This window comes from Eggerthella sp. BIOML-A1 (assembly GCF_009875595.1).
GTDB lineage: Bacteria > Actinomycetota > Coriobacteriia > Coriobacteriales > Eggerthellaceae > Eggerthella > Eggerthella lenta.
The window spans coordinates 241,641-263,121 of record NZ_WWRZ01000002.1 but is presented as its reverse complement, the minus strand read 5'-3'; the positions used below and the strand labels follow the sequence as shown (position 1 = coordinate 263,121).

At 62.2% G+C, this 21,481-nt stretch carries 16 protein-coding genes; 11 read left to right on the top strand and 5 right to left on the bottom strand.

Annotation, left to right across the window (positions count from 1 at the left end; translation table 11 throughout):
* Positions 1-355 precede the first annotated feature (355 nt).
* The 3 genes from GT590_RS02905 to GT590_RS02895 are packed head-to-tail and all read right to left on the bottom strand — an operon-like array spanning position 356 to position 5,946.
* On the bottom strand, positions 356-1,654 hold the full coding sequence (locus tag GT590_RS02905) for a trigger factor (protein WP_009607874.1): 1,299 nt from the start codon (positions 1,652-1,654) through the stop codon (positions 356-358).
* A gap of 46 nt (positions 1,655-1,700) precedes the next feature.
* Positions 1,701-5,234: an FtsX-like permease family protein gene (locus tag GT590_RS02900; RefSeq protein ID WP_009607823.1), complete on the bottom strand. Its 3,534-nt coding sequence runs from the start codon at positions 5,232-5,234 to the stop codon at positions 1,701-1,703.
* Positions 5,235-5,244: 10 nt separating this feature from the next.
* Complete coding sequence (locus GT590_RS02895; protein ID WP_009607900.1) at positions 5,245-5,946, bottom strand: ABC transporter ATP-binding protein; 702 nt, start codon at positions 5,944-5,946, stop codon at positions 5,245-5,247.
* On the opposite strand from GT590_RS02895, the gene GT590_RS02890 reads away from it, so the two are divergent.
* From GT590_RS02890 to GT590_RS02850, 9 genes are all read left to right on the top strand, one after another.
* Entirely contained in the window at positions 5,945-6,265 is a 321-nt protein-coding gene (locus GT590_RS02890; protein WP_139019509.1) for an Ldh family oxidoreductase, read from the top strand. The two genes, GT590_RS02895 and GT590_RS02890, sit on opposite strands and share 2 nt — an antisense overlap.
* A 10-nt stretch (positions 6,266-6,275) precedes the next feature.
* Positions 6,276-6,980, top strand: coding sequence for a response regulator transcription factor (locus GT590_RS02885; protein ID WP_009306364.1), 705 nt, complete (start codon positions 6,276-6,278; stop codon positions 6,978-6,980).
* A complete protein-coding gene (locus GT590_RS02880) occupies positions 6,952-8,562 on the top strand; it encodes a sensor histidine kinase KdpD (RefSeq protein ID WP_009306365.1) in 1,611 nt (536 codons plus the stop codon). The genes GT590_RS02885 and GT590_RS02880 overlap by 29 nt, the downstream gene beginning before the upstream one ends.
* Positions 8,563-8,657: 95 nt before the next feature.
* The gene (locus GT590_RS02875) at positions 8,658-9,563 is read left to right on the top strand and encodes a GDSL-type esterase/lipase family protein (RefSeq protein WP_009306366.1); all 906 of its coding nucleotides are present in this window, start codon (positions 8,658-8,660) and stop codon (positions 9,561-9,563) included.
* A 90-nt stretch (positions 9,564-9,653) separates the two neighbouring features.
* Complete coding sequence (locus GT590_RS02870; protein WP_009306367.1) at positions 9,654-11,195, top strand: amino acid adenylation domain-containing protein; 1,542 nt, start codon at positions 9,654-9,656, stop codon at positions 11,193-11,195.
* Positions 11,192-12,430 (top strand): alanine racemase, encoded by a 1,239-nt coding sequence (locus GT590_RS02865; RefSeq protein ID WP_009607889.1) that lies wholly within the window; start codon positions 11,192-11,194, stop codon positions 12,428-12,430. The genes GT590_RS02870 and GT590_RS02865 overlap by 4 nt, the downstream gene beginning before the upstream one ends.
* A complete protein-coding gene (locus GT590_RS02860; protein WP_009306369.1) occupies positions 12,427-12,663 on the top strand; it encodes an acyl carrier protein in 237 nt (78 codons plus the stop codon). The genes GT590_RS02865 and GT590_RS02860 overlap by 4 nt, the downstream gene beginning before the upstream one ends.
* Positions 12,664-12,697: 34 nt before the next feature.
* A complete protein-coding gene (locus GT590_RS02855; RefSeq protein WP_161170887.1) occupies positions 12,698-14,287 on the top strand; it encodes an MBOAT family protein in 1,590 nt (529 codons plus the stop codon).
* Between the two features lie 8 nt (positions 14,288-14,295).
* Entirely contained in the window at positions 14,296-15,264 is a 969-nt protein-coding gene (locus GT590_RS02850; RefSeq protein ID WP_009306371.1) for a DUF362 domain-containing protein, read from the top strand.
* 208 nt (positions 15,265-15,472) lie between these two features.
* On the opposite strand, the gene GT590_RS02845 is transcribed toward GT590_RS02850, so the two are convergent.
* Positions 15,473-16,390: a diacylglycerol kinase family protein gene (locus tag GT590_RS02845; RefSeq protein WP_009306372.1), complete on the bottom strand. Its 918-nt coding sequence runs from the start codon at positions 16,388-16,390 to the stop codon at positions 15,473-15,475.
* A 176-nt stretch (positions 16,391-16,566) separates the two neighbouring features.
* Here GT590_RS02845 and GT590_RS02840 point away from each other — a divergent pair, with 176 nt between their 5' ends.
* Together GT590_RS02840 and GT590_RS02835 are read left to right on the top strand one after the other, a co-directional pair.
* On the top strand, positions 16,567-17,445 hold the full coding sequence (locus GT590_RS02840; RefSeq protein WP_009306373.1) for a glucose 1-dehydrogenase: 879 nt from the start codon (positions 16,567-16,569) through the stop codon (positions 17,443-17,445).
* Between the two features lie 165 nt (positions 17,446-17,610).
* Entirely contained in the window at positions 17,611-20,379 is a 2,769-nt protein-coding gene (locus tag GT590_RS02835; RefSeq protein ID WP_161170886.1) for a metallophosphoesterase, read from the top strand.
* 467 nt (positions 20,380-20,846) lie between these two features.
* Here GT590_RS02835 and moaC read toward each other — a convergent pair whose 3' ends face one another.
* On the bottom strand, positions 20,847-21,350 hold the full coding sequence (moaC, locus tag GT590_RS02830; RefSeq protein WP_009607850.1) for a cyclic pyranopterin monophosphate synthase MoaC: 504 nt from the start codon (positions 21,348-21,350) through the stop codon (positions 20,847-20,849).
* Positions 21,351-21,481 lie beyond the last annotated feature (131 nt).

The window sequence follows — 21,481 nt, the reverse complement described above, 5'->3', positions numbered from 1 at the left end:
TTCTGCGGATTCTCGCTCGCACGCCTCTCCGTACACCGAGAATCCTTCGTCTCTTCGTGGCTCCGATTGCCGCCGATGTGCCGCAGGGAGGCTGGGCACGTGCGACTCCGGTTGCCACGCGTCCGGGTGTATCCATCTAAGTCCAGACGCAACCGAGAATTATACGCAGAAAACGCTTTGTATTCAAGAATCGATTTTTTAGACACAACCTGCGCACAATCCGCAGAGCATTCCAGACCGCTGAGAGAGCGACGAAAAACGCGAGCGACAAGGACAAAGCCTTGTCGCTCGCAAACGATTACGAAGGATGGCCAACAGGGGCAGTTTCCTGCAGCATGAAGCCGACCGGAACGGATTACTGCTGCTCCGCCGGCTGCTCCACGTTCACGATGGCATGATCGAGCAGCCACTGGTTCGCCTTCATGCGCTCGGCGGCCTCGCGCAGAGCGAAGCCGCGGCCGTTCTCCTGCATCTCGCGCTTCACGGCGTCCGGGTTCTGCGGGTTCATCGAACGGCAGGCGGCGTCGATGTCCTCGTCGGTGAGGGTCATCTTCTCGTGACGGAACAGCGCATCCAGCGCGTAGCCCTGCACGAGCATCTCGCGGGTCTGCATCATCATGATCATGCCGAACTGCTGCTCGCCGCCCTGGCTTTGCACGAACTGCTCGAAGGGGATGCCCTGCTGCTGCAGCTGGCCGCGCAGGTTGGACACGAGCGTCTGCTGCATGGCCTCGTACACCTCGTCCTGAATGCGGCCCTCGAAACGCTTGGCCAGCTCGGATGCCGCAACCTGCAGCTTGTACGCCTCGTACTGGGCGCGACGGTCGGCCGTCAGGCGATCGGTTATGCCGCCGCGCAGAGCGGCCGCATCGCGGTACATGGGCAGGTTCTTGGCCACCCATTCGTCATCGATGGCGGGGACGACCTTTTTCTGCATCTCCTTGACGGTGACGGTGCAGTCGACGGTGTCGCCCTTGTCGTCGGCGTTCATGCCGGGCAGGTCGAAGGAGAACGACTTCGTTTCGCCCACGTTCATGCCGATGAGATGCTTCTCGAAGTCCTCGGGCATGAGGCCCATGCCGGTGAGGTACGTGCGGCCTTCGGTGGACAGGTTGTCCATCTTCTCGCCGTTCTGGAAGGCTTCGAGCGCCAGCAGGAAGCCGTCGCCTTTCGCCACCGGGTGCGGCTCGTCCGACACGAACTCCGCGTAGCTCTCGGCGATCTGCGCGATCTGCTCCTCGACCTCGGCCTGCTCGATCTCGAAAGGCGGCACGGTGATGGACACGGGCTCGTAGGACTTCAGCTCGTAGTCGGGCTTCGGCGTGACGCGAACCTCGAACGAGAAGGTCTGGCCGCGTTTGAGCGGACCGGCGGCCTTCGGAAGAGCTGGGAACGCCGGCGTGATGTTGCGCTTGTCGATGGCGAACGGCACGAGGTACTCCACGGCCTGCTGCTGCACGATGGCGTCGAGGTCCTTGATGCCCAGCTGCTTCTCGACGGCCTGCTCCACGGACATGCCCGGCGTGGGCTGCACGCCCATCTGCTGGGCGAACCTGTACTGAGCCGCCGTGAGGGCATGGCTGACCTCGGCGGTGGAGGCTACGGCCTCCAGCAGGATGCGTCCGTCGTCGAGCTTCTTTTCGGTTACCTTCATGAAGAGTCCCCTTCTGTTTCGATCGTCAAACGCTCATTGTAGCGCATTACTCGTTCGACTTGAGGCTTTCCACCATGTCGATGCGGCGCAACTTGCCGCGCATGGCCAGCATCACGAGCACGGTGAACAGCATGGTCAGCAGAAACGCCAGCAGGAAGCTGGTCGGGTGTATGGCACGGCCGAACATGATCTGGTCCACCTCGGCCGTGACCACGACGAAGCCTTCCATCCACACGCCCAGCACGAGACCGACCGCGCAGCCGATGGCCGCCAAGAGGAATATCTCGCGGAAGATGTAAGCGTTCATCTCGCGCGGCGTGAAGCCGAGCACCTTGAGGGTGGCGATCTCGCGCATGCGCTCGGTGATGTTGATGTTCGTGAGGTTGTACAGCACGATGAACGCGAGCGCCGCCGCCGCGGTGACCAGCACCACGACGATCATGTTCACGCTCGACATCATGTCGCGGTACGCGTCGATGGTCTCGTCGTTGTACGCCACGGTCTTCACGCCTCCTGCGGCCAGAAGGTCGTTCGAGAACTGCACGCGCAAGTCGGAGTCGGACGTGGTGACGGCCAGCACGGTGCGGTAGTCGGGAGCCTTACCCATAAGCTGCTCGTAGAGGGCAGGACCCATATAGGCGTAATGGTACACGTAGTTCTCGACGATGCCCGTGACCGTGGCCTCGTAGGACGTGCCGGTCGCGTTGCCGATGGCATCCTGCTCGGTCAGCGTGACGGCATCGCCTGCGCGCACGCCCAACTCCGCCGCCAGCTTCTCGGTGAGCACGAGGCCGTCGTCGTCCAGCTTCACCGGATGATGGCCGACGCGGGTGTTCAAGGCCACGAAGCGGTCGAACGATGCCGGATCCTCGGGCACGACCAGCTCCATGCGCTTGTCTTGCTCGTCCGGCCCGCCGGCCAGCATGTTCTGCCGCATGACCAGCGTATGCGCGGTGGCGAGCGAGCCGTCGTCGAGCAGGTCGTCGATACGCCGCTGCTCTTCGCTTGACAGGTCGTCCGCCAGCGTAACGACGGCGTTGTACTTCGTGATCTCGCCGAACTGCTTGTCGATTATATCGTTGATGGCGTTGGACAACCCGAGACCCGTCAGCAAGAGCGCCGTGCAGCCCGCGATGCCGATGACCGTCATGACGAAGCGCTTCTTGTAGCGGAACAGGTTGCGGAACGTCACTTTCCACGAGAACGAGAGATGCCGCCACAGCGGACCGATGCGTTCGAGTACTATGCGCTTGCCCGCCTTCGGAGCGCGCGGCAGCATGAGCTGCGCCGGGCGCTCGCGCAAGGTGGCGGCGACGGCGGCCCAGGTGGCGAACAGCGTGACGCCGACGCCGAGCCCGGCTGCAAGCCCGGCGAACCCAGGATCGACGGGCAGCGGCAGCGGCAGCTCGGGCACGAAGTATATGATGCCGTAGGCCTTCATGATGACGGCGGGCAGCACTTGGGACAGCGCGAGGATGCCCAGAATGCTGCCGATCCCACTGGCCGCGGCTGCGTATGCGAGGTATTTGGAGGCGATGCGCGTGCGACGGTAGCCAAGCGCCTTGAACGTGCCGATGAGGGCACGCTCCTCCTCCACCATGCGCGTCATGGTGGTGAGGGCCACGAGAGCCGCCACGAGGAAGAAGATGAACGGGAACACCGCGGCGATGCTGTCCACGCGGTCGGCGTCCGCCTCGAAGCTGGCTGCACCGTAGTTCGCCGTGCGGTCCATGACCAGCCATTCGGGGCGCTCCAGATCGTCGATCTGCTTCTGGGCGTCGTCGAGGCGACGCTCGGCGTCCGCCAGCTGCGCATCGGCGTCCGATTTCTTCTGCTCGTATTCGGCGAGGCCGCTGTCGTAGTCGGCGCGACCTTGTTCGAGCTGGGCGCGGCCGTCCTGCAGCCGAGCGGCGGCGTCGTCGAGCTGCTGCTGAGCCGCGGCGATCTGCGCGTCGGCTTGCGAGCGCGATGAGGCGAGATCGGCGCGCGCCTGATCAAGCTTCCGGGCGCTCGCGTCGAACTGAGCCCTCCCCCCTTCATAGGCGGCCTGCTGCTGTTCGAGCTCGACCTTGGAAGAGTCCAGGGCGTCCTGCTTGCCCTGGAGCTCGGCGCGCGCTGCCTCCAGCTTGGGCTTCTGCACGTTGACGAGATCGTCGAGGGTGGCCTGGACGAGAGCCATCTGCGCCCGGAGATCCTGCTGTTGCGCTTTGAGGGCGTCTTGCTCGGCGCGCAGTTCGGCGATCTTCTGCGCGTCCTTGTCGGGATCGAGCTGCTTGATCTGCTCCTCCAGCGCGTCGATGCCCTTCTGGATCCGGTCGACGCCGGCCGCTGCGTCGGCGACGCCGGCCTGCGCCCGAGTTATGCCCGCGTCAAGCTCGTCGGATTGCCGCTGCCAATCGCCCCACGCCGCCGCGAGGGCGTCGGCGCCCTGTTGCCACTGAACCCGGGCCGCTTGGAGCTGCCCTGCGGCATCGTCCAACTGCGGGCGCTGCGCGTCGAGCTGCGCCTGCCCTTCGGCTATCTGCCGTTCGGCATCGGCCAGCTGCTGCTCGGCGCTCGCGCGCCGGCTCGCCAGCTCGGACGCGCCGCTGTCGTAGGCCGCCTGGCCGTCGGCCAGCTCCTGCTCGCTTGCGGCGATCGTCGCGGCGGCATCGTCGAGCTGGCGCTTCGCATCGTCCAGTTGCGACTGCGCGTCGGCCCTCTCGCGCTCGTAGTCGGCACGCTTCTCGTCGAGCTCCTTCTGCGCATCGGACTTCAGCTGGTCGACACGCGCCTGCTCGCGCTCGGGCGCAAGCGCCTTGATGCGATCCGCCACTTCGTCTACGAGCCGCTGGTAGGCGTCGCTCGACGCGCGTTCGTTCGCCGCCCCGCGCACCGTGAGGTACGCCTCGGTATAGGGAAGATCGGCCGAGAAGTCGCTCTCGGGCACGTACATATACTGTTGGATGGAGCCCGAACCCAGCGTGGTCTCGCCCATGCTCGAAGACGTTGCGTAGTACGGAGCGTTCACAAAGCCCGTCACCGTGTACGTGCGCGTGACGAGGGTCTGGTCCACGTCCTGCACGCCCTCGGTGATGGTCAGCGTGTCGCCGACGGCGATGGCGTCGTTCTCCACGAGGTTGGCCGACAGCACGCACTCCCCCGTCTTCTGCGGCCACGAACCCCGGACGAGGAGGGGACGGTTCAGATAGTCGGGGTCGTCGGAACGCGCATGCACGCCGTCGGAGGTGTCGCTCGTGCGCGCCGCATCGGGCAGCGAATGCACGCGCGTGGCGTACTGTTCGCCGTCGATGGAGGCCATGACGTCAGTCTCGCGCGCGGGCATCACGGCCTCGACGCCCTCGACATGGCGCAGCGCCGCGATGTCGTCGTCGGTGAGGCCGAGGGTCGAAAGCACGCGGATGTCCATGAGCGACGTGCCGTCGAAGTACTCGTCGGCCGCCAGCTTCATATCGGGCGCGGTCATGCGCAGACCGGCGTAGAAGCCCGTGCCCAGCGCGACGATGGCCGCGATGGCCAGGAAGCGCCCGAGCGAGTGGGTGATCGAACGCAGGGTCTCAGTGTTGAACGCGCTTTTCACGACGCGCCGGCTACCACTCGATCGCCTCGGCGGAAACAGGCGCCTCGTTCACTTCGACGCCCGCAACGCGTCCTTCGCGGATGTGGATCACCCGGTCGGCGATGGCGGTGAACGCGGAGTTGTGCGTGATGAGCACCACCGTCTTGCCCGTGTCGAAGCACGTGTCCTGCAACAGCTTCAGGATGGCCTTGCCCGTGCGGTAATCGAGCGCGCCGGTGGGCTCGTCGCACAGCAGGAGCTTAGGGTTCTTCGCCAGCGCACGGGCGATGGCCACGCGCTGCTGCTCGCCGCCGGAAAGCTGCGCCGGGAAGTTGTCCAGGCGATGGCCCAGGCCCACCTGCTTGAGCACGGTTCCCGCATCGAGCGGATCCTTGCAGATCTGGCTGGCAAGCTCCACGTTCTCAAGCGCCGTGAGGTTCTGCACGAGATTGTAGAACTGGAAGACGAACCCGATATCGTAGCGACGGTAGTACGTGAGCTCCTTCTCGGAGAATGCGCTGATCTCGCGACCGTCGAGCATGATGGTTCCCGACGAGCAGGCGTCCATCCCGCCCAACATGTTCAAAAGCGTCGTCTTGCCCGCGCCCGAGGGGCCCACGACCACGACGAGCTCGCCGCGCTCGATGTCGAAGGTCATGCCGTCGACGGCAGCCACCTCCACCTCGCCCATGCGGTACACCTTGCGCACGTCGCGAAACTCCACGAACGCCATGTCGCCCTTCTTCCGTCAGCCCGAATACCGGTTTCCCTCACCATACACGAACCCACATCCCAACGCCAGCGACAACACGCCTGCCCTGCGAACAAATTCCACGGATCCAATCAACGGCTCGCAGCTTGCCGGATGCAATGCGCAGGTTATGGCAAAAGTGCGAGATTTCTTGTTCTTTCAATCCCCCTATGACCTCAAGGCCGCCAGTCATGGTATTTCTTTGCTCGAACGTTATCTTGATGGGCTGCGTCCTGGCAATACGAATCCAAGCCGCTCCCCCTCCCTGCAAGAGCAAAGCGTGATCTCGCTACTCTTTTGAAAGGCTCGTCATGAATGAGACGGTTCTCATAGTCGAAGACGATTCGGATATTATCGAAATCCTGAGCCTCTATCTATGCGGTAGCGACTACCAAGTCGAAACCGCTGCGAACGGAAAGCTGGGACTCGAGCTGCTTGAGCGCAAGTCCCCTTCCGTCATACTCGTGGATTTGATGATGCCCGAAATGAACGGGTTTGACTTCATCAAGGAAGCTCGCTTAGTTTCGAACGCGCCCATCATCATCATTTCGGCGCGCAGTCAGCCCACCGACAAGATGCTCGGCTTGGATCTGGGTGCCGACGGGTACATCACGAAGCCGTTCGACCCGATCGAAGTGCTGGCCTACATTCGCGCGGTTCTCAGACGCTGCAACGCATTGTCCGCAAGCGGCCCAAGCAACATTTCACCAGACGGTTCGGTCGTGCGCATGGGCGCCATAGAATTCGACAAAGAGTCCTTGATCGTTCGGAAGAACAGCAACGTGGTTTCCTTTACGGCCTCGGAATTGAAGATATTCAGCAAACTGTTCTCCTCGCCCGGCCGCGTGTACACGAAGGCGCAATTGTATGAACTGATCAGCGCTTCCTCGCATGGCGGAGGCGAGGACAGCATCATGGTTCACATATCCAACATCCGCTCTAAGATAGAAGACGATCCCAACAATCCGGCGCATATCGTTACGGTTCGTGGATTGGGATATCGTTTTGAGGGCTGATACGACATCGGTGAAGCTGGGGGTGGAGTCGCTGCTTTCCAGCTTGGCGTTTCGGTGCATGTCGATCGTGCTTGTTTATGCGGTCTTGATCATGGGCCTGTTTTCGGCTGTCGGCTACCTCGCGGACTCGCGCCTCAACAGCGCGTTTCCTTCCATCGACGATCTGGAGGAAAACAGGGTCGCGCTGGAAAACGACTCTTTCAACGAATTGAGAAACTCGATACCGCCATCTGCTCAGATGGTGATATTCGATCAGAACGGAAACCGCCTCTATGCCAGCGATGACGATGTCGCCAAATCGATCGACGCCAACGACCTGGAAATCATCAACGGAACCGAAGAAGATCAGGTGTTCTACGAGGTTTTGCAGCGCTTCGATGCCCGCTACGGCACCGTGTATGAAATAAACTTATGCGGAATGAGCGGGATCGGGAGTTCGAAGATAGTCTTGTCCTCATGCGTTTGCAAGCTTGATGGAACGATCGTCGAAGGCGACCTGTTCGCCGGTCGCGAATCGCTGAGCAAGCGGGAGCTTTCCCTGATAAACGGGGAATTCAGCGCAAACAAATCTATCCAGAAGCTCGAATACGTTACCGTCGACAATCAGCCCCGCACCCTTGTTTTTATCTCCTCGAATGTGAGCGAAGCAACATACGATGAGCTGATCAGCCAAAACGGGATGATTTGGCTTTCTTCTATCCCTGTCGCGGTTGCCTTCACGGCAATTGCCGCCGTGGTGCTCGTGAGAATGATACGCAGGGCGGCAAAGCCGCTCGACGCTGCCATTACCGCATGCAAGGAAGGCGGCGAAAGCCCCGACGGCATGCATCGCGTTCCAGCTGAGCTGGTGCCGACATACGATAATTTTCTCGAGCTGATGGAGGAGCTTAAGGCCGCGCAAAACGACAAGCAGCGCATCGTTTCGGATATTTCGCATGATCTGAAAACGCCGTTGACGGTGATAAGGGGGTATGCGCAGGCATTCGAGGACGGATGCGTGCCGCCCGAAAAAGCCGGAGAGTATCTGAGGGCAATGAAGGAAAAAACGGACGAAGCCTCCCAGCTCATCGATTCGCTGTTTCTTTACGCCAAAACGAACCACCCCTCGTACAGCCCTCAGCTTGTGCGGATGGACGTTTGCGAAGCGGTTCGTCGCATTGCGGTGGAAATGCTTCCGACTATCGAACAGCGCGCCTGCCGCCTTGACGCGGCAATCCCCGACGATCCCATTTGGGTGCGCGCCGACGGCTCGTTGCTGGCGCGCGTGCTTGGCAACCTGATCAACAATGCATGCGTGCATAATCCTGGCGGCGTTACCGTTCGATTGACCTGCAAACGCACTGAAAGCGAGGCGGTGATCGCCGTAGCGGATGACGGCGCGGGAATTCCCGAATCCATACGCGACCATGTGTTCGAGCCGTTTGTGACCAGCAATGACGCACGCGAATCGGGCAAGGGCACCGGCTTGGGGCTTTCCATTGCCAAACGTTTCATAGACTTGCAGGGTGGAACGATTGCCGTTTCAGCTCGGCCCGAAGAAGACTTCGAAACCGAGATCGTCGTGACTCTTCCGCTGGCATAGCCCCTTTCGTTAAGAAACCTTAAGGCTGTCTTCAGCCTAAGCAAAGGATGGCTTTTCATAGTGAAAAGCGTATGTCCTTTGCTTGAAGGAGAGCTATGAAGAATCCTCTGATACGCTGCGTCGCGCTGCTTGCGCTGCTGCTTGGCCACATCGGACTGGCGGGATGCGCCGCAACCCAGGAAAAGCATGCTGAAAACGATTCCATCGACAACGAATTGGCGGACGCGAGATACGATGAGCCCGAAGAGCGCGTTTTGGTCTCAGACGATCGGAGCAACGGAAAAGCGTCGAAGGAGATAGCTTGCTGGGGCGACAGCATGACCGAAGGAGCCGGTCGCGATCCAGCCGTGATCGCGACCGGCGACGGCGTCTTCGATGCCAGCTATCTGTCGTATCCTGACGTACTTCAAAAACTGACGGGTATGACCACCTGCAATTTCGGCGTGTCGGGCGCGACATCCGAAGAGATCGGCATTATGCAAGGAGCCATCGAGGCCGATGACGAGGACGAGCGCCTCTTCATCGATGAGGAAGTGACCGAGCTGGCAAAACAGCATACGGGAACGATACTGGTGCTGGAAATGGGAAGCAACGGCGGCTGGGACGGCGATTACGCAACGCTCATAGAGCAGTACCATGCGATCATCGAAAACTCCGGATGCGAGAACTTCATCATCATCGGCGACACTGACGACCCCGGAACTTCGTTCGGCGATCCAAGTCAAGAGGCTTTCGAGCCGGGCGAGACCGGCCGTCAAACCGAGTGGGAGGCCGCGCTGACCGCAGAATTCGGCGACCGCTTTATCAACATGCGCCAGTTTCTCATCGATGACGGGTTGGCGATCGCAGGGCTTACGCCCACCCGAGAAGATGCAGAAGATGCTGCCGTAGGCTGCATATCCCTGCAGCTACGCTCAGACTGGACCCATTTGAATTCTTACGGATACTACGCAAAGGCGCAGGCAGTGTACCAGAGAGGCGTTCAATTGGACTATTGGTAAACCCAAAGAAACCTTTAGAAAGCGTTTAGGAAACGAAAAGGTTGCTCTCTTACTGTGGAACACGAGGCAAATACGTAAGAGAGGTTTCCCATGAAATCCAAGAGCAATGTGCTGGAGTATCTGGCCGAGGCCGCGAAGCGGCGGCCCGGCGATACGGCCGTTGTCGACGAGTTCGGCAGCTATACCTACAAGCAGTTGCAGGACGATAGCGCAGCGTACGGCGCAGCGCTATCCGAATACGACGTGGCAAATCGGGGCGTGGTCATCATGGTGGAAAAATGCTATGACACGCTTGCCATCATGCTGGGCACGCTGTTCGCATCCGGATATTACGTGCCGGTCGATCCATCGGTTCCCCCCGTGCGACTTGCGCACATCGTCGCGACATTGGGAAGCCCGCTCTTGGTGGCCGACGAGGAAGCCCTGCGGGGCCTTCAACTCGAAGACGCGTGCAAGATCGTTTCCTTGGAGGAGCTGCATAGCCAGCGCGCCGGGATACAGCAGCGCGACGCGGTCGAGCCGGCGTCGCTTTCGACCGACCCGGCATACGTCCTGTTCACCTCCGGGTCGACGGGCGCCCCCAAAGGCGTGGCCGTCAGCCACGGGGCCATCATCAGCTTCATCGACGAATTCGTGTCGGAATTCGGATTCGAACGCAGCGACCGGTTCGCAAACCAAGCGCCATTCGACTTCGACGTGTCCGTCAAAGATATTTTCGGAAGCTTGGCGGTGGGAGCGACGCTCGTCATCGTGCCGCGCCGCTTGTTCATGCAGCCGAAAGCCTTGGTTGAGTTTCTGGACGAGCAGCGCGTGACCGTGATGGTTTGGGCGGTCGCGGCTTTGTGCATGGTGAACACATTTCGCGCAATTACAAGCGATTCGCTTACCACGGTTCGAAAAGTGCTGTTCAGCGGCGAGGTAATGCCACTTGCCCACTTGAAATCCCTGCTTGCGTCTTTGCCGGACGCCGAGTTCGTCAACCTGTACGGCCCAACCGAGATCACCTGCAACTGCCTGTACCATCGCGTCGACCGCGCAAAAGACGGCGCCGCCGAGCTTCCCCTGGGAAAAGCATTCGGGCACTGCGAAGTCCTAGCGATCGACGAGGAGGGACGGCGCATCGTCGAGCCGGGCCAGAAAGGCGAGATCATCGTGCGAGGACCCTCGTTGGCGTTGGGATATATCGGCAATCGAGAAGCGACGGAAAAGGCGTTTGCGCCCAATCCCCTCAATTCCCTTTACGGCGAGCGCGTGTACCGCACGGGAGACAGCGCGATGCTGACGGACGAGGGCGATCTGGTCTTTTGCGGTCGCAAAGACAATCAGATCAAGTACCGAGGGCACCGAATCGAACTGGAAGAGATCGACAAGGCGTTCGAAGGGTTCTCCGACGTCGACAGGTGCCGATGCGCCTTCGATTCCAAAAAGAACCGGCTATGCGCGTTCTACGAAGGAACGGCTTGCGAGAAAGAGCTTCCCGGTCGGGCGGCATCATTGCTTCCCGCTTTCATGAGGCCGACGCGCATCGCGAAAGTGCCGAGCATGCCGCTGAACAAGAACGGGAAGGTGGACCGTGCGATGCTCCTGGAATCGCACGGCGAACCGGCGAAGCGCGAGAGGGCTGATCGATGATGATAGACGACGCAACGCTGCAAAACGCGCTGGATGCATGCCCGACGCCTTTGTACCTTTTCGACCAGCAGGTTCTTAACGACCGAATCACCCGGTTACGGGCATCGCTCCCCTCTCGCATCAAGCTCTGCTATGCGATGAAGGCGAACCCCTTCATCGTGCGGGAGGCGTCGGCTCTGGCGGATTGCGTAGAAGCATGCTCGCCGGGCGAGGTGCTCATCTGCGCGAACGCAGGCGTGCCGTTCGAGAAGATCGTGCTTTCGGGCGTGTGGAAGGACCGTCGCTGCTTGGACGATCTGTTCCAAGCGGATCGCATCCCCCATAGATTCACCATCGAGTCTTCCCAACAGTTGAAAGACCTGGTCGAACTCGCTAACGCGTATCGCAGGCGGGTGAACGTTCTTTTCAGGCTGAGCAGCGAAAACCAATTCGGCGTAGACTCCGCCACGCTGAAAGAGCTGATTGCCGGCTGCAAAGACGACCCGTTCATCAGCATCCAGGGTATCCAGTACTACTCGGGCACGCAGAAAACGTCGCTCAAGAAGCTTGATAGAGAGTTGAGCAAGCTGCACCGCATCGTGGCCGAAGTGGAAGCCGCTTGCTCGGTGAAGCTGAACGAGATCGAATACGGCCCCGGGCTTCCCGTCGAGTACTTCGACGAGAACGAGGAACGGGCTCGCAGCGCGCAGGACGAACCCGTTGCCGAGCTTGCAACGCTGCTGGACGGTTTCCCTTTCGAGGGGGACATCGTCCTCGAGCTGGGACGCAGCATCGCAGCGGATTGTGGAGCGTATCTGACCAGCGTCGTCGACGTCAAAACGACGAGCGGGCAAAACTACGCGATCGTCGACGGCGGCATGCATCAGATTTCGTACTACGGGCATTCGATGGCCATGAAGTCCCCCGTTTTCAGGAAGGTCGGCGCAACGGCCGGCGCTGCGCAGCCTTGGAACATCTGCGGAGCGCTTTGCACGGTCAACGACATCATGGCCAAGCAAGCGTCGATCGTCGATTTGTCCGTGGGGGACGTGCTTGCGTTCTCTCGGGCAGGCGCCTACTGCGCAACGGAGGGTCGGGCGCTGTTTTTAAGCCGGGATCTTCCGTCGGTGGTCGTGCGCGACGTTTCGGGAAACATGCGCATTGCTCGGCATCGGCTGGAAACGGCCTCGTTCAATTCATCGAACGGGTCGCAGGATAGATCGACGGAACAGGACGAAAAGGAGAACGGACTATGAAAAATCAGGTTATCGATATTCTCGAAGACATCAACCCGGGCGTGGATCACGAGGCACGCGTCGACCTCGTCGATTCGCGCTGCATCGATTCGCTGACGATGATCGCCTTCGTGGCCGAGCTCGAAGATGCATTCGACGTCGAGATACCCCCCGTCGAAATTGTACCCGACAATTTTAACTCGGTTGAGGCCGTATGCTCCCTGATGGCGCGCCTGCAAGCAGAGCAGGCTTAGCCTGCGCGAATCGCTCGAGTAGGGGATCATTTTAATGACGTCGTACTATTCCGCCCTTTTCTTCACGGCCTTTTTGCCGATTACGGTCATGTTGTACGGCATGGCGCCAAGGCGCTTTAGGTGGGCGGTGCTCCTGCTGGCCAGCTACGGCTTCTTCTTCGCGCTCAGCGGCGCGCTTATCGCGTTCGTCGCCCTGTCGACGGCAGTCGTGTACGCGTGCGCCCGCATGATGGGCGCCAACCTTGCAGAGAAGAACCGGCAACTGGCGCAAGCCAGCTCGGGCAAACGCGAGATACGCGAGGCCTGCAAGCGGAAGAACCGCCGTATCGTCTTCGCGGCCGTCGTCGCCAATATCGGCATTCTGGCCGTCCTGAAATACTCGGGGTTCTTCGGGCTGTCGCTGGCTTCCGCGCTGGCGGCGTTCGGCATTTCGATCGACCTTTCCATCCCCAGCTTCGCATTGCCCATCGGGATATCGTTTTACACGTTGATGGCCGTTTCATACGTTGTGGATGTGTATCGCGAACGCACGAAGGCCGACAAGAACCTTGGGCACGTGGCGCTGTTCCTGGCGTTTTTCCCAGGAATCATGGAAGGACCGCTCAGCAGATACAACGACGTTGCGCCCAGCCTTATCGCGGGCGAACCGCTTAATCGAAAGAACCTGTACGCAGGAACCTTGCGCATTATGTGGGGCATGGCGAAGAAGATCATCGTCGCGGACCGGCTGAACGCGTTCGTGAAGCCGGTGTTCGACAATTACGGTTCGTACGACGGAGGCGTCATAGCCTTAGCTGCGATCCTGTACACCATTCAGCTGTACTGCGATTTCTCAGGAACGATGGACGTCGCCCTGGGCATGGGCCGCGTGTTCAACGTAACGCTGCCCGAAAACTTCAGGCAGCCGTTCTTCTCCCGCACCGCCTCCGAATTCTGGCAACGTTGGCATATCACGCTGGGCCTGTGGTTCAAAGACTACGTGTACTACCCTATCTCGTTGTCCAAGCCATGCAAGATGCTGACGACCAAGGCGCGCAAGCGTTTCGGAAACAGATACGGTCCGCTTCTGGCAAGCTCCGTTGCGCTGTTCTGCGTGTGGATCGGCAACGGCTTGTGGCATGGCGCCGGCAGCCAGTACCTCTTCTTCGGTTTGTACTACTTCGTCCTGATCATGGCGGGCGGCTTGATCGAGCCTCCATGCGCGCGTGCGGCGCAGCACTTCGGCATCGACCGCAATAGCTGGCCTTATCGAACGTTCCAGACCGTCCGGACGCTGGCGATCATCTTCGTCGGCGAGCTGTTCTTTCGCTCCAACTCGCTTGAGGCGGGGCTTGCCATGATGGGACGGATTGCGGGCGATTTCACTATCGAAGCCTTTACGACGGGATCGGCGTTGCAAATCGGATTCGGCGTTGGCGACGGCCTCATCGTAACCTTGTTCATGATGCTGGTTCTCGCAGTAGGCGTAGCGAAGGAGCGGGGCTGCAATTTGTGGGAGTGGGCGACTGCGCAAAGCGCGCTCCTGAGATGGAGCCTCGTGATTCTTCTGTTCGTGGGAACCGTGACGTTCGGAGCTTACGGCCTTGGCTACACGCCGGTCGACCCGATGTATGCGCAGTTTTAGGAGCATGCATGAGAGCAGTGAAACTACGCAGCGCCTTCAAGGTGCTTGCGACCGCGGTTTTCGTGGCGGCTGCAACGCTCGGCCTTCTTTGGGCGGTATCGAGCGTCGTCCAGCCGAAAAACAACCAGAAGGAATTCGGCCAGGTTTCAGAAGCCGCCAACGGGATCTTCGGCGAGCCGGGCCGCTCCCTCGATGCGATATTCATCGGCGACAGCGAGGCGTACAGCTCGTTCTCCCCGTTGCAGATGTGGGAAGAGCATGGCTTCACCTCGTACGTGAGCGCTACGTCGGGTCAGCGATTGACGTACGGGTACCGATTGCTGGAAAAAGCGCTTCGTTCCCAAAAGCCCAAGGTCGTCGTATTCGAAACGAACTCCATCTACTCGCCGATCAAGCCGGATGACGCAGTTCTGAGCCTTTTCCAGAACAAGCTGCCCGTCTTCGAATACCACGATCGATGGAAGAGCCTGGATGCGCAAGACTTCTTAGGGAAGCCTTCGGCCACATGGAGCGACCCGCTGAAGGGGTTCGTCGTCAACCGCGGGGTGAATCCGGCCGACGCCGTCAATCACATGACGCCGAGCAGCGAGGCGCTGCCGGTAGACGTTGCGAACCGCCAGTACATAACCGCCATGGTCGAAGCTTGCAGAGCGAACGGCGCTACTCCCGTGTTCGTCAGCACGCCGAGCACGGTCAATTGGAACACGGCCAAACACAACGGCATGAGCGAGCTGGCCCGGGAACTCGGCGTCGACTATTACGACCTGAACGAGGGGCCCGACAAGGTTCCGATCGACTGGAGCACCGATACGCACGACAAAGGAGACCATCTGAACTTCGACGGAGCAACCAAAGTTTCGGCTTATATGGGAAAGCTCTTATCGGAAAAGTACGGACTTCCCGACCATCGTTCGGACAGCGCCTTTGACCGATGGAACGCATCGCTTGAAAGATACAAGCAGCAGATTGCCTCCTAGGCAAACCATCTTCAAGGAGGCCAGCCCCCTTTGCGCCCCTCGCGAACAGCTCGACCGCGGATCCGCGCATCTTCCCGTCATGCTCCGGCGACGTAAAGGAGCCTCCCGCCTCTCGAACTTTGCTTCCTTGTCCAAGAAACGGGAGGCGGTTCATAGCGATGCCCTCGTATCATATTGCGCGAAGCCCTATCGTGGAGCGCACGTTTTCTCAGAAGGGCACGAGCACGTTCAGCGCGGCGGGCTCCACGGCGATGTCGAACGAGGTGCCCTCGATGAGCTCGCCGTCCATCTGGGCGGGAGGGGCCTCGTCGAACTCGAGGTGCAGCGTACGGCATCGGCGCAGCTCGATCTGCTTGAAACGAACGTGCTTGCCGCCTTTGGCACGCAGGAAGATGTAGAGGGCGCGCGCTGCGCCGACGGGCGGATGGGCGACGCACACGTCCAAGAGGCCGTCGTCGATGCGCGCGTCGGGGCAGATCTTGAACCCACCGCCGTAATAGGGCCCGATCTGCACGGCGAACGTGACGGATTCCGCCTCCACCGTCTCGCCCCCGTCGAACGACACACGGTAGCGCCGCAAGTCGAGATGATGCAGCAGCTGATCGATGCCGCTCTCCATGTACAGCACGGTTCCCGTGCGGCCCGTGCGCACGCGCCGCTCCATCGTGTCGAGCGCGATGGCGGCGTCCAGACCGAACGAGAGCGTCTCCACGAACCAATGGCCGTTCACGCGCCCTACGTCCGCAAGACGCGCCTCGGCCCCCAACAGCTGGGCGCACGCTTCGTCCACTTTGGTCGAAACGCCGAGCGTGCGCGCGTAGTCGTTGCCCGATCCTACGGGTATCACGCCGAGCGCCGGCCGCCGCGCAGCCGGGCGCCTCATGAGCCCGCCCGCCACCTCGTGGATGACGCCGTCGCCGCCCAGCGCGATCACCGTCGAGCAGCCTTCGGCGCGCTCGGCGATCTCGGAGGCGTGCCGCGGCCCCGCCGTGCGAGCGAGCACGACCGCGTCCTCCCCCAGCTGGGCACGCAGCAACCCGACGGCGCGCTGCGCCGCAGCCGCCCCGTTGCCGTTCTGAGCGGCAGGGTTCGCGATGAGCAGGATGGATCCCTCGGATGACAGCATGGGCGCCCTTTCGTCGTTGAAGCGACGAAGCGCGCCGGGCGCTTCGCGACGCGTCTATTATAGGCGAAGGAAACCGGCTGAAAAACCTCCGGCAACGCCTGACGACCGCCCGGAGGCGAACGAGGCCGCTGCGGCTACGATGCGGTCGAAGCAACCGATCCGAAAGGAGCACTTCGATGTCGGAACTCGTAGCATTGGAAACCCAAGCCCCGAAAGCGGGCTATGCCATGGATGACACGCGCGCGAACGTCGATCCCAAGCCGCAGTTGGAAAGCGACCTCTACCGGGCAGCAGGCAAGCTGGACGGCAAGGCGGCCCTCGTCACCGGCGGCGACAGCGGCATCGGCGCGGCCGTGGCCATCGCGTTCGCCAAAGAGGGCGCCGACGTGGCGATCGCCTACTACTCGTCCGACGACGACGCGCAGGCGGTGGCCGAGCGCATCCGCGAACTGGGACGGCGCGCGCTCGTGTTCAAGGGCGACGTAGGCGACGAGGCGTTCTGCCGCGATATGGTCGAGGGGATCGCGGCCGAATGGGGTCGCCTCGACGTGCTCGTGAACAACGCCGGAGAGCAGACACCGGCCGAGAGCATCCTCGACTTGACCCAAGAGCAGCTGGTCCGCACGTTCCAGACCAACATCTTCAGCATGTTCTACCTGGTGAAAGCCGCACTCCCCCACCTGCCCGAGGGAGGCGCCATCGTGAACACCACGTCGGTGACCGCCTATCAGGGCTCGCCGAACCTGCTGGACTACTCGGCCACGAAGGGGGCCATCACCGCGTTCACCCGCTCGCTCTCCGAGAACGAAGACCTCGTGAGCCGCCGCATCCGCGTGAACGGCGTGGCGCCCGGGCCTATCTGGACGCCGCTGAACCCCGCCTCGTACGGGCTCGACAGCGACAAGGTGAAGCACTTCGGCGAGTCGACGCCCATGGGGCGCCCCGGCCAGCCCTACGAGCTGGCGCCCGCCTACGTCTTTCTGGCCAGCGACGATTCCAGCTACGTCTCCGGCCAGGTGATCCACGTGAACGGCGGCACCGTGGTGAACGGGTAGACCTTTTTCAGCGCGGCGGGGCGCGTGGTTCGCGCGGTTCGCCGCGCCTCGAAGGCTTCGCGAAATTCTTACCAGATCCTTTCCCTCGCACGACGTGCTTCTTGCGCGGGTCTTACGTGGCTCGCCTACGATTGAGCGCGTCATACCGTCGATCGAAAGGAAACCATGGATCCCCAACAGCTCGCGTCAGCCTACGACCGCGGCACATTCGGCGTGTCGCGACGCGCGTTCCTCAAGTTGGCCGCCGTCGCCGGCGTGTCAGCCGCCGCAGGGATGCTCGTCTTTCCGGAGCAGCAGGCCGCAGCCGCGTTCACGCAGCCCGCAGCCCCGAACTGGCCGCCTTTGTCCGGCGACAAGATCCGCTTCACCGTGCACAGCGACACCCATGTCGGCGCAAGCCCGAACAACAACTACCGCGACAAGATCCCTGAAGCGTTCTCGGCCATCTACGCCATGGCACCCGACGTGGACGCGCATTTCTTCGTGGGCGACTCGGCCGACACTGGCCACCCGGACCAGTACGTCGAGCTCGCGCAACTGCTGAACGCTAACGCGCGCAAGCCGGTCGGCATCGTCATGGGCAACCACGAGTACTACAACTGGAGCGGCAGCAAGCAGAACGCCCAGGACGCGTTCAAGACGTTCCTCGCCTCGGAGCTGAACGTGCCCGGTTCGTTCCAAATGCCAGGCGGTGCGAACGAAGGCCAGGTGGATGCCGACTTCGCCGTAGGAGGCTACCACGTGCTGGCGGTCGCGCCCGAACCGGGCGGCTACGACAACAGCTGGTACGGAGCGAAGCGCGATTGGATCCTCGAACGCTGCGCGGCCGCGGCGGCGGAGGATCCGGCCAAGCCCATATTCCTGCTCACGCATCACCCTTTCCCGAACACCGTATGGTACTCGGGTTCGAACAGCTGGGACGGCCAGTTCGACGAGAATGCCAACACGGCGCAGTCCGGCGCGTTCTACCAGGAGCTGTGTGAGAAGTATCCGCAGATCATCCACTTCTCCGGCCACACCCACATCCCTATGGCGGACCCGCGCTCCATCTATCAGGACGACGGGTTCACGCTCATCCAAACCGCCACGTTCGCCAATAACTTCTGGATGGAAAACGACGGGCACGACGAAACCGGCAGCGCAGGCGGCCACCCGAACGCCGGCTGGGACGCGAATCAATGCGAACTCGTGGAAATCGACCCGGCGACCAACTCCGTGTCCGTATACCGACTCGACTTCCGCAGCGGATGCGCCCTCGGCGCACCGTGGGTCATCGAGCCGTCGAAGGGAACGACCGCCTTTCGCTACACGCACGCAGGCATGGCCGCGCGCAGCAAGCCGCCCCTCGTGCTGGACGGCGCCGAAGTAGCGGTGATCGAGGAGTCCGTCACGGCGAACGGTGCCTCGTTCAGCGTAAAGGCCGCCCGGGTGGCGCCCGACGCAAGCGGGCTCGAAGACGACATCGTCATTTCGTATCGCGCGGTAGTCGCCTTGGCCGAAGCGCCTGACGCGGCGGTGTACGATGCGCGCTTCATGTCCGACTACTACAAGGCCGAGGTGAACCGCGCCGAGGTGTTCGAGCGTCCGCTGTTCGGCGCGGGGCTTGCCGAGGACACGTCGCACGTGCTGCGCGTGTTCGCCGCGAACCCGTTCGGGAAGGAAACGCTCGTCGGGGAGGCGGCGTTCCGCACGGCGGCCCGGGTAACGCCGGCTCTGGGCAACCCGCTGCTGTCCGTGGACTTCTCCACAGGAAGCCACGCAGATGCCGCGTTGGCGCCGCACAACGCCGTGCCCACCGGCACGCTGACCTACGAGAGCGATTCGTTCGGCGTGCCCGTAGCCGTATTCGACGGCTCATCTGCCGTAGGATACGATTTCACCGCCGACGATTACGCGGCCATCGCGCAAGCCGAAACGATCGAAGTGCTGTTCCAATTCACGGCGAACCCGACGAGCGGCTACTTCGACTTGTTCTCCAGCGCGCAAGGCGCCGGCCAGGACCTCAGCTACTATGCGCCCCAGCTGCAGCACTACGTCAACACGGGATCGGGCTACCGCTGCACCGAAGCCACTGTGCCGCTGAACGCCTGGACGCACGTGCTAGCCACCTACGACGGCGTCACCATGAGCTACTACCTGAACGGGGAGCTCGTATCGACGCTGGACAATCCGGGATCGATCCCTGCGCCCACCGCTTCGGCGACCCGTTGGTTCGTAGGAGCCGACGTCAATTCGAACGGCGAGATGGAGAAGCCCATGACGGGCAAGGTGGCGTTCGCGAAGCTGACGCCCGGCGTGGCGACGGCAGCGCAGGCAGCCGAACTCTACGTGGCGGCTGCGCCCGTTGCGGCGGCGGTCGCGCCCCCGAGCGCCGACGCCATCGGGACGGCGACCGCAGGCGAGGTCTACGCCATCCCCCCGCTGCCGTTCGCCGACGCGAACGGACGGGAGCTGCAGGGCATCCCGTCGGTCGTCGGTCCCGACGGGTCGGCGGTGGACGTCGTCAGGACGGAGGCCGAGGGGGTCGCCGCCTACCGCTTCACGCCCGCCGTCGAAGGCGCGCACACGGTGACGTACGCCGCCGGCTACGCGCAGCGGCCCGCGTTCGAGCTGGCCGTGGCCGCCGCCGCGAAGCCCGATCCCGACCCGGAACCCGATCCCTCGCCCGACCCGGAGCCGACGCCCGACCCGGAGCCGGAACCCGATCCCGAACCCGAGCCGACGCCCGATCCTGCGCCGGAGCCCTCCCCCGCTCCCGACGCCTTCGCGCCCGAAGTCGTCACGTCTACGCCAACGCCGCAAGCGAAGAAGCTGGCCCGGACGGGCGACCCCGTCGCCATCGGTGGCATCGTCGTCGGCGTCGCCGCCACCGCCGGAGCCGCCATCTGCGTGGCCCGCAGCCTCATCAAAGGCGAGTTGAGCGAGGAAGAGTAGCCCCCCCCCCCATGGTGCGGCGACAGCGCACGGGCTCGCAGGCACGCAGACATCGCAGGCTCGTGCGCCTCTCGCCGCACCGATCATATGCAGCGCGTTTTGCGATTCGGCGCGAGTCCGGCTTGCGCTTCGTCCGGCCCCGCGAGTCGACTCGTCAAACGCGCAGCATTCCACGAGGTAGGGAGTACACACGAGCCCGTGACGCAGAAAACCGCCCCGCATGGCAGAAACGAAGCGGTTTGGTAATCCCATAGGCTCCGATCCCGTCCGGTCGGAGCCATGGTTCGCCCTTCTCAGGTAAAAACGACCCGAAAACGCCTGGTCGGCGAAAACCTGCAAACTTGCTCACATGAATCATGTTTACCAAACCGCCCCGTTTCTGCCACGGGTACCGGCCTTCGTCGTCACGGGCGAGAGAGGGAAGCCGCGCGTCCCAGCCGATGCTGGGCACGCGGCGCCAGAGAGAATCAGAAAGCGCGTTCCCAGAGGCCGGACTTGCCGCCTTCTTTCTTGAGCAGGCGCACGTCCATGATCTCCATGCCGCGGTCGACGGCCTTGCACATGTCGTAGACGGTGAGGCACGCCACGCTGGCGGCGGTGAGTGCCTCCATCTCGATGCCGGTCTTGCCGGTGACGCCGCAGGTGGTGGTCACATGGATGCCCACGAGGCCGTCGGGGCGCTCGCCTTCGGCCACGGGCGCGCACTCCACCTTCGCCTTCGTGATGTTGAGCGGGTGGCACATGGGAATGAGCGTGCTCGTCTGCTTGGCGGCCATGACGCCGGCCACGCGGGCGCACGCCAGCACGTCGCCCTTCGACGCCTTGCCCTCCACGATGAGCGCGAGCGTTTCGGGATGCATGGCGATGAAGCCCTCGGCCACGGCGACGCGCTCGGTGTCGGCCTTCTGCGACACGTCCACCATGCGCACGTCGCCCTGCTCGTCGATATGGGTCAGCTGTTGCTCGGTCATGGGTGTCTCCTTGGTTCGGTATCTTGCAGGTTGGAAGGTCGCAGGTTGGCGTAGTAAGCCAGCGAGAAGGGACGAGGTGCGTCGAATTCGGGGGATCGCAAGGGCGAAGCGTACTTCGGTACGCGAGCCCT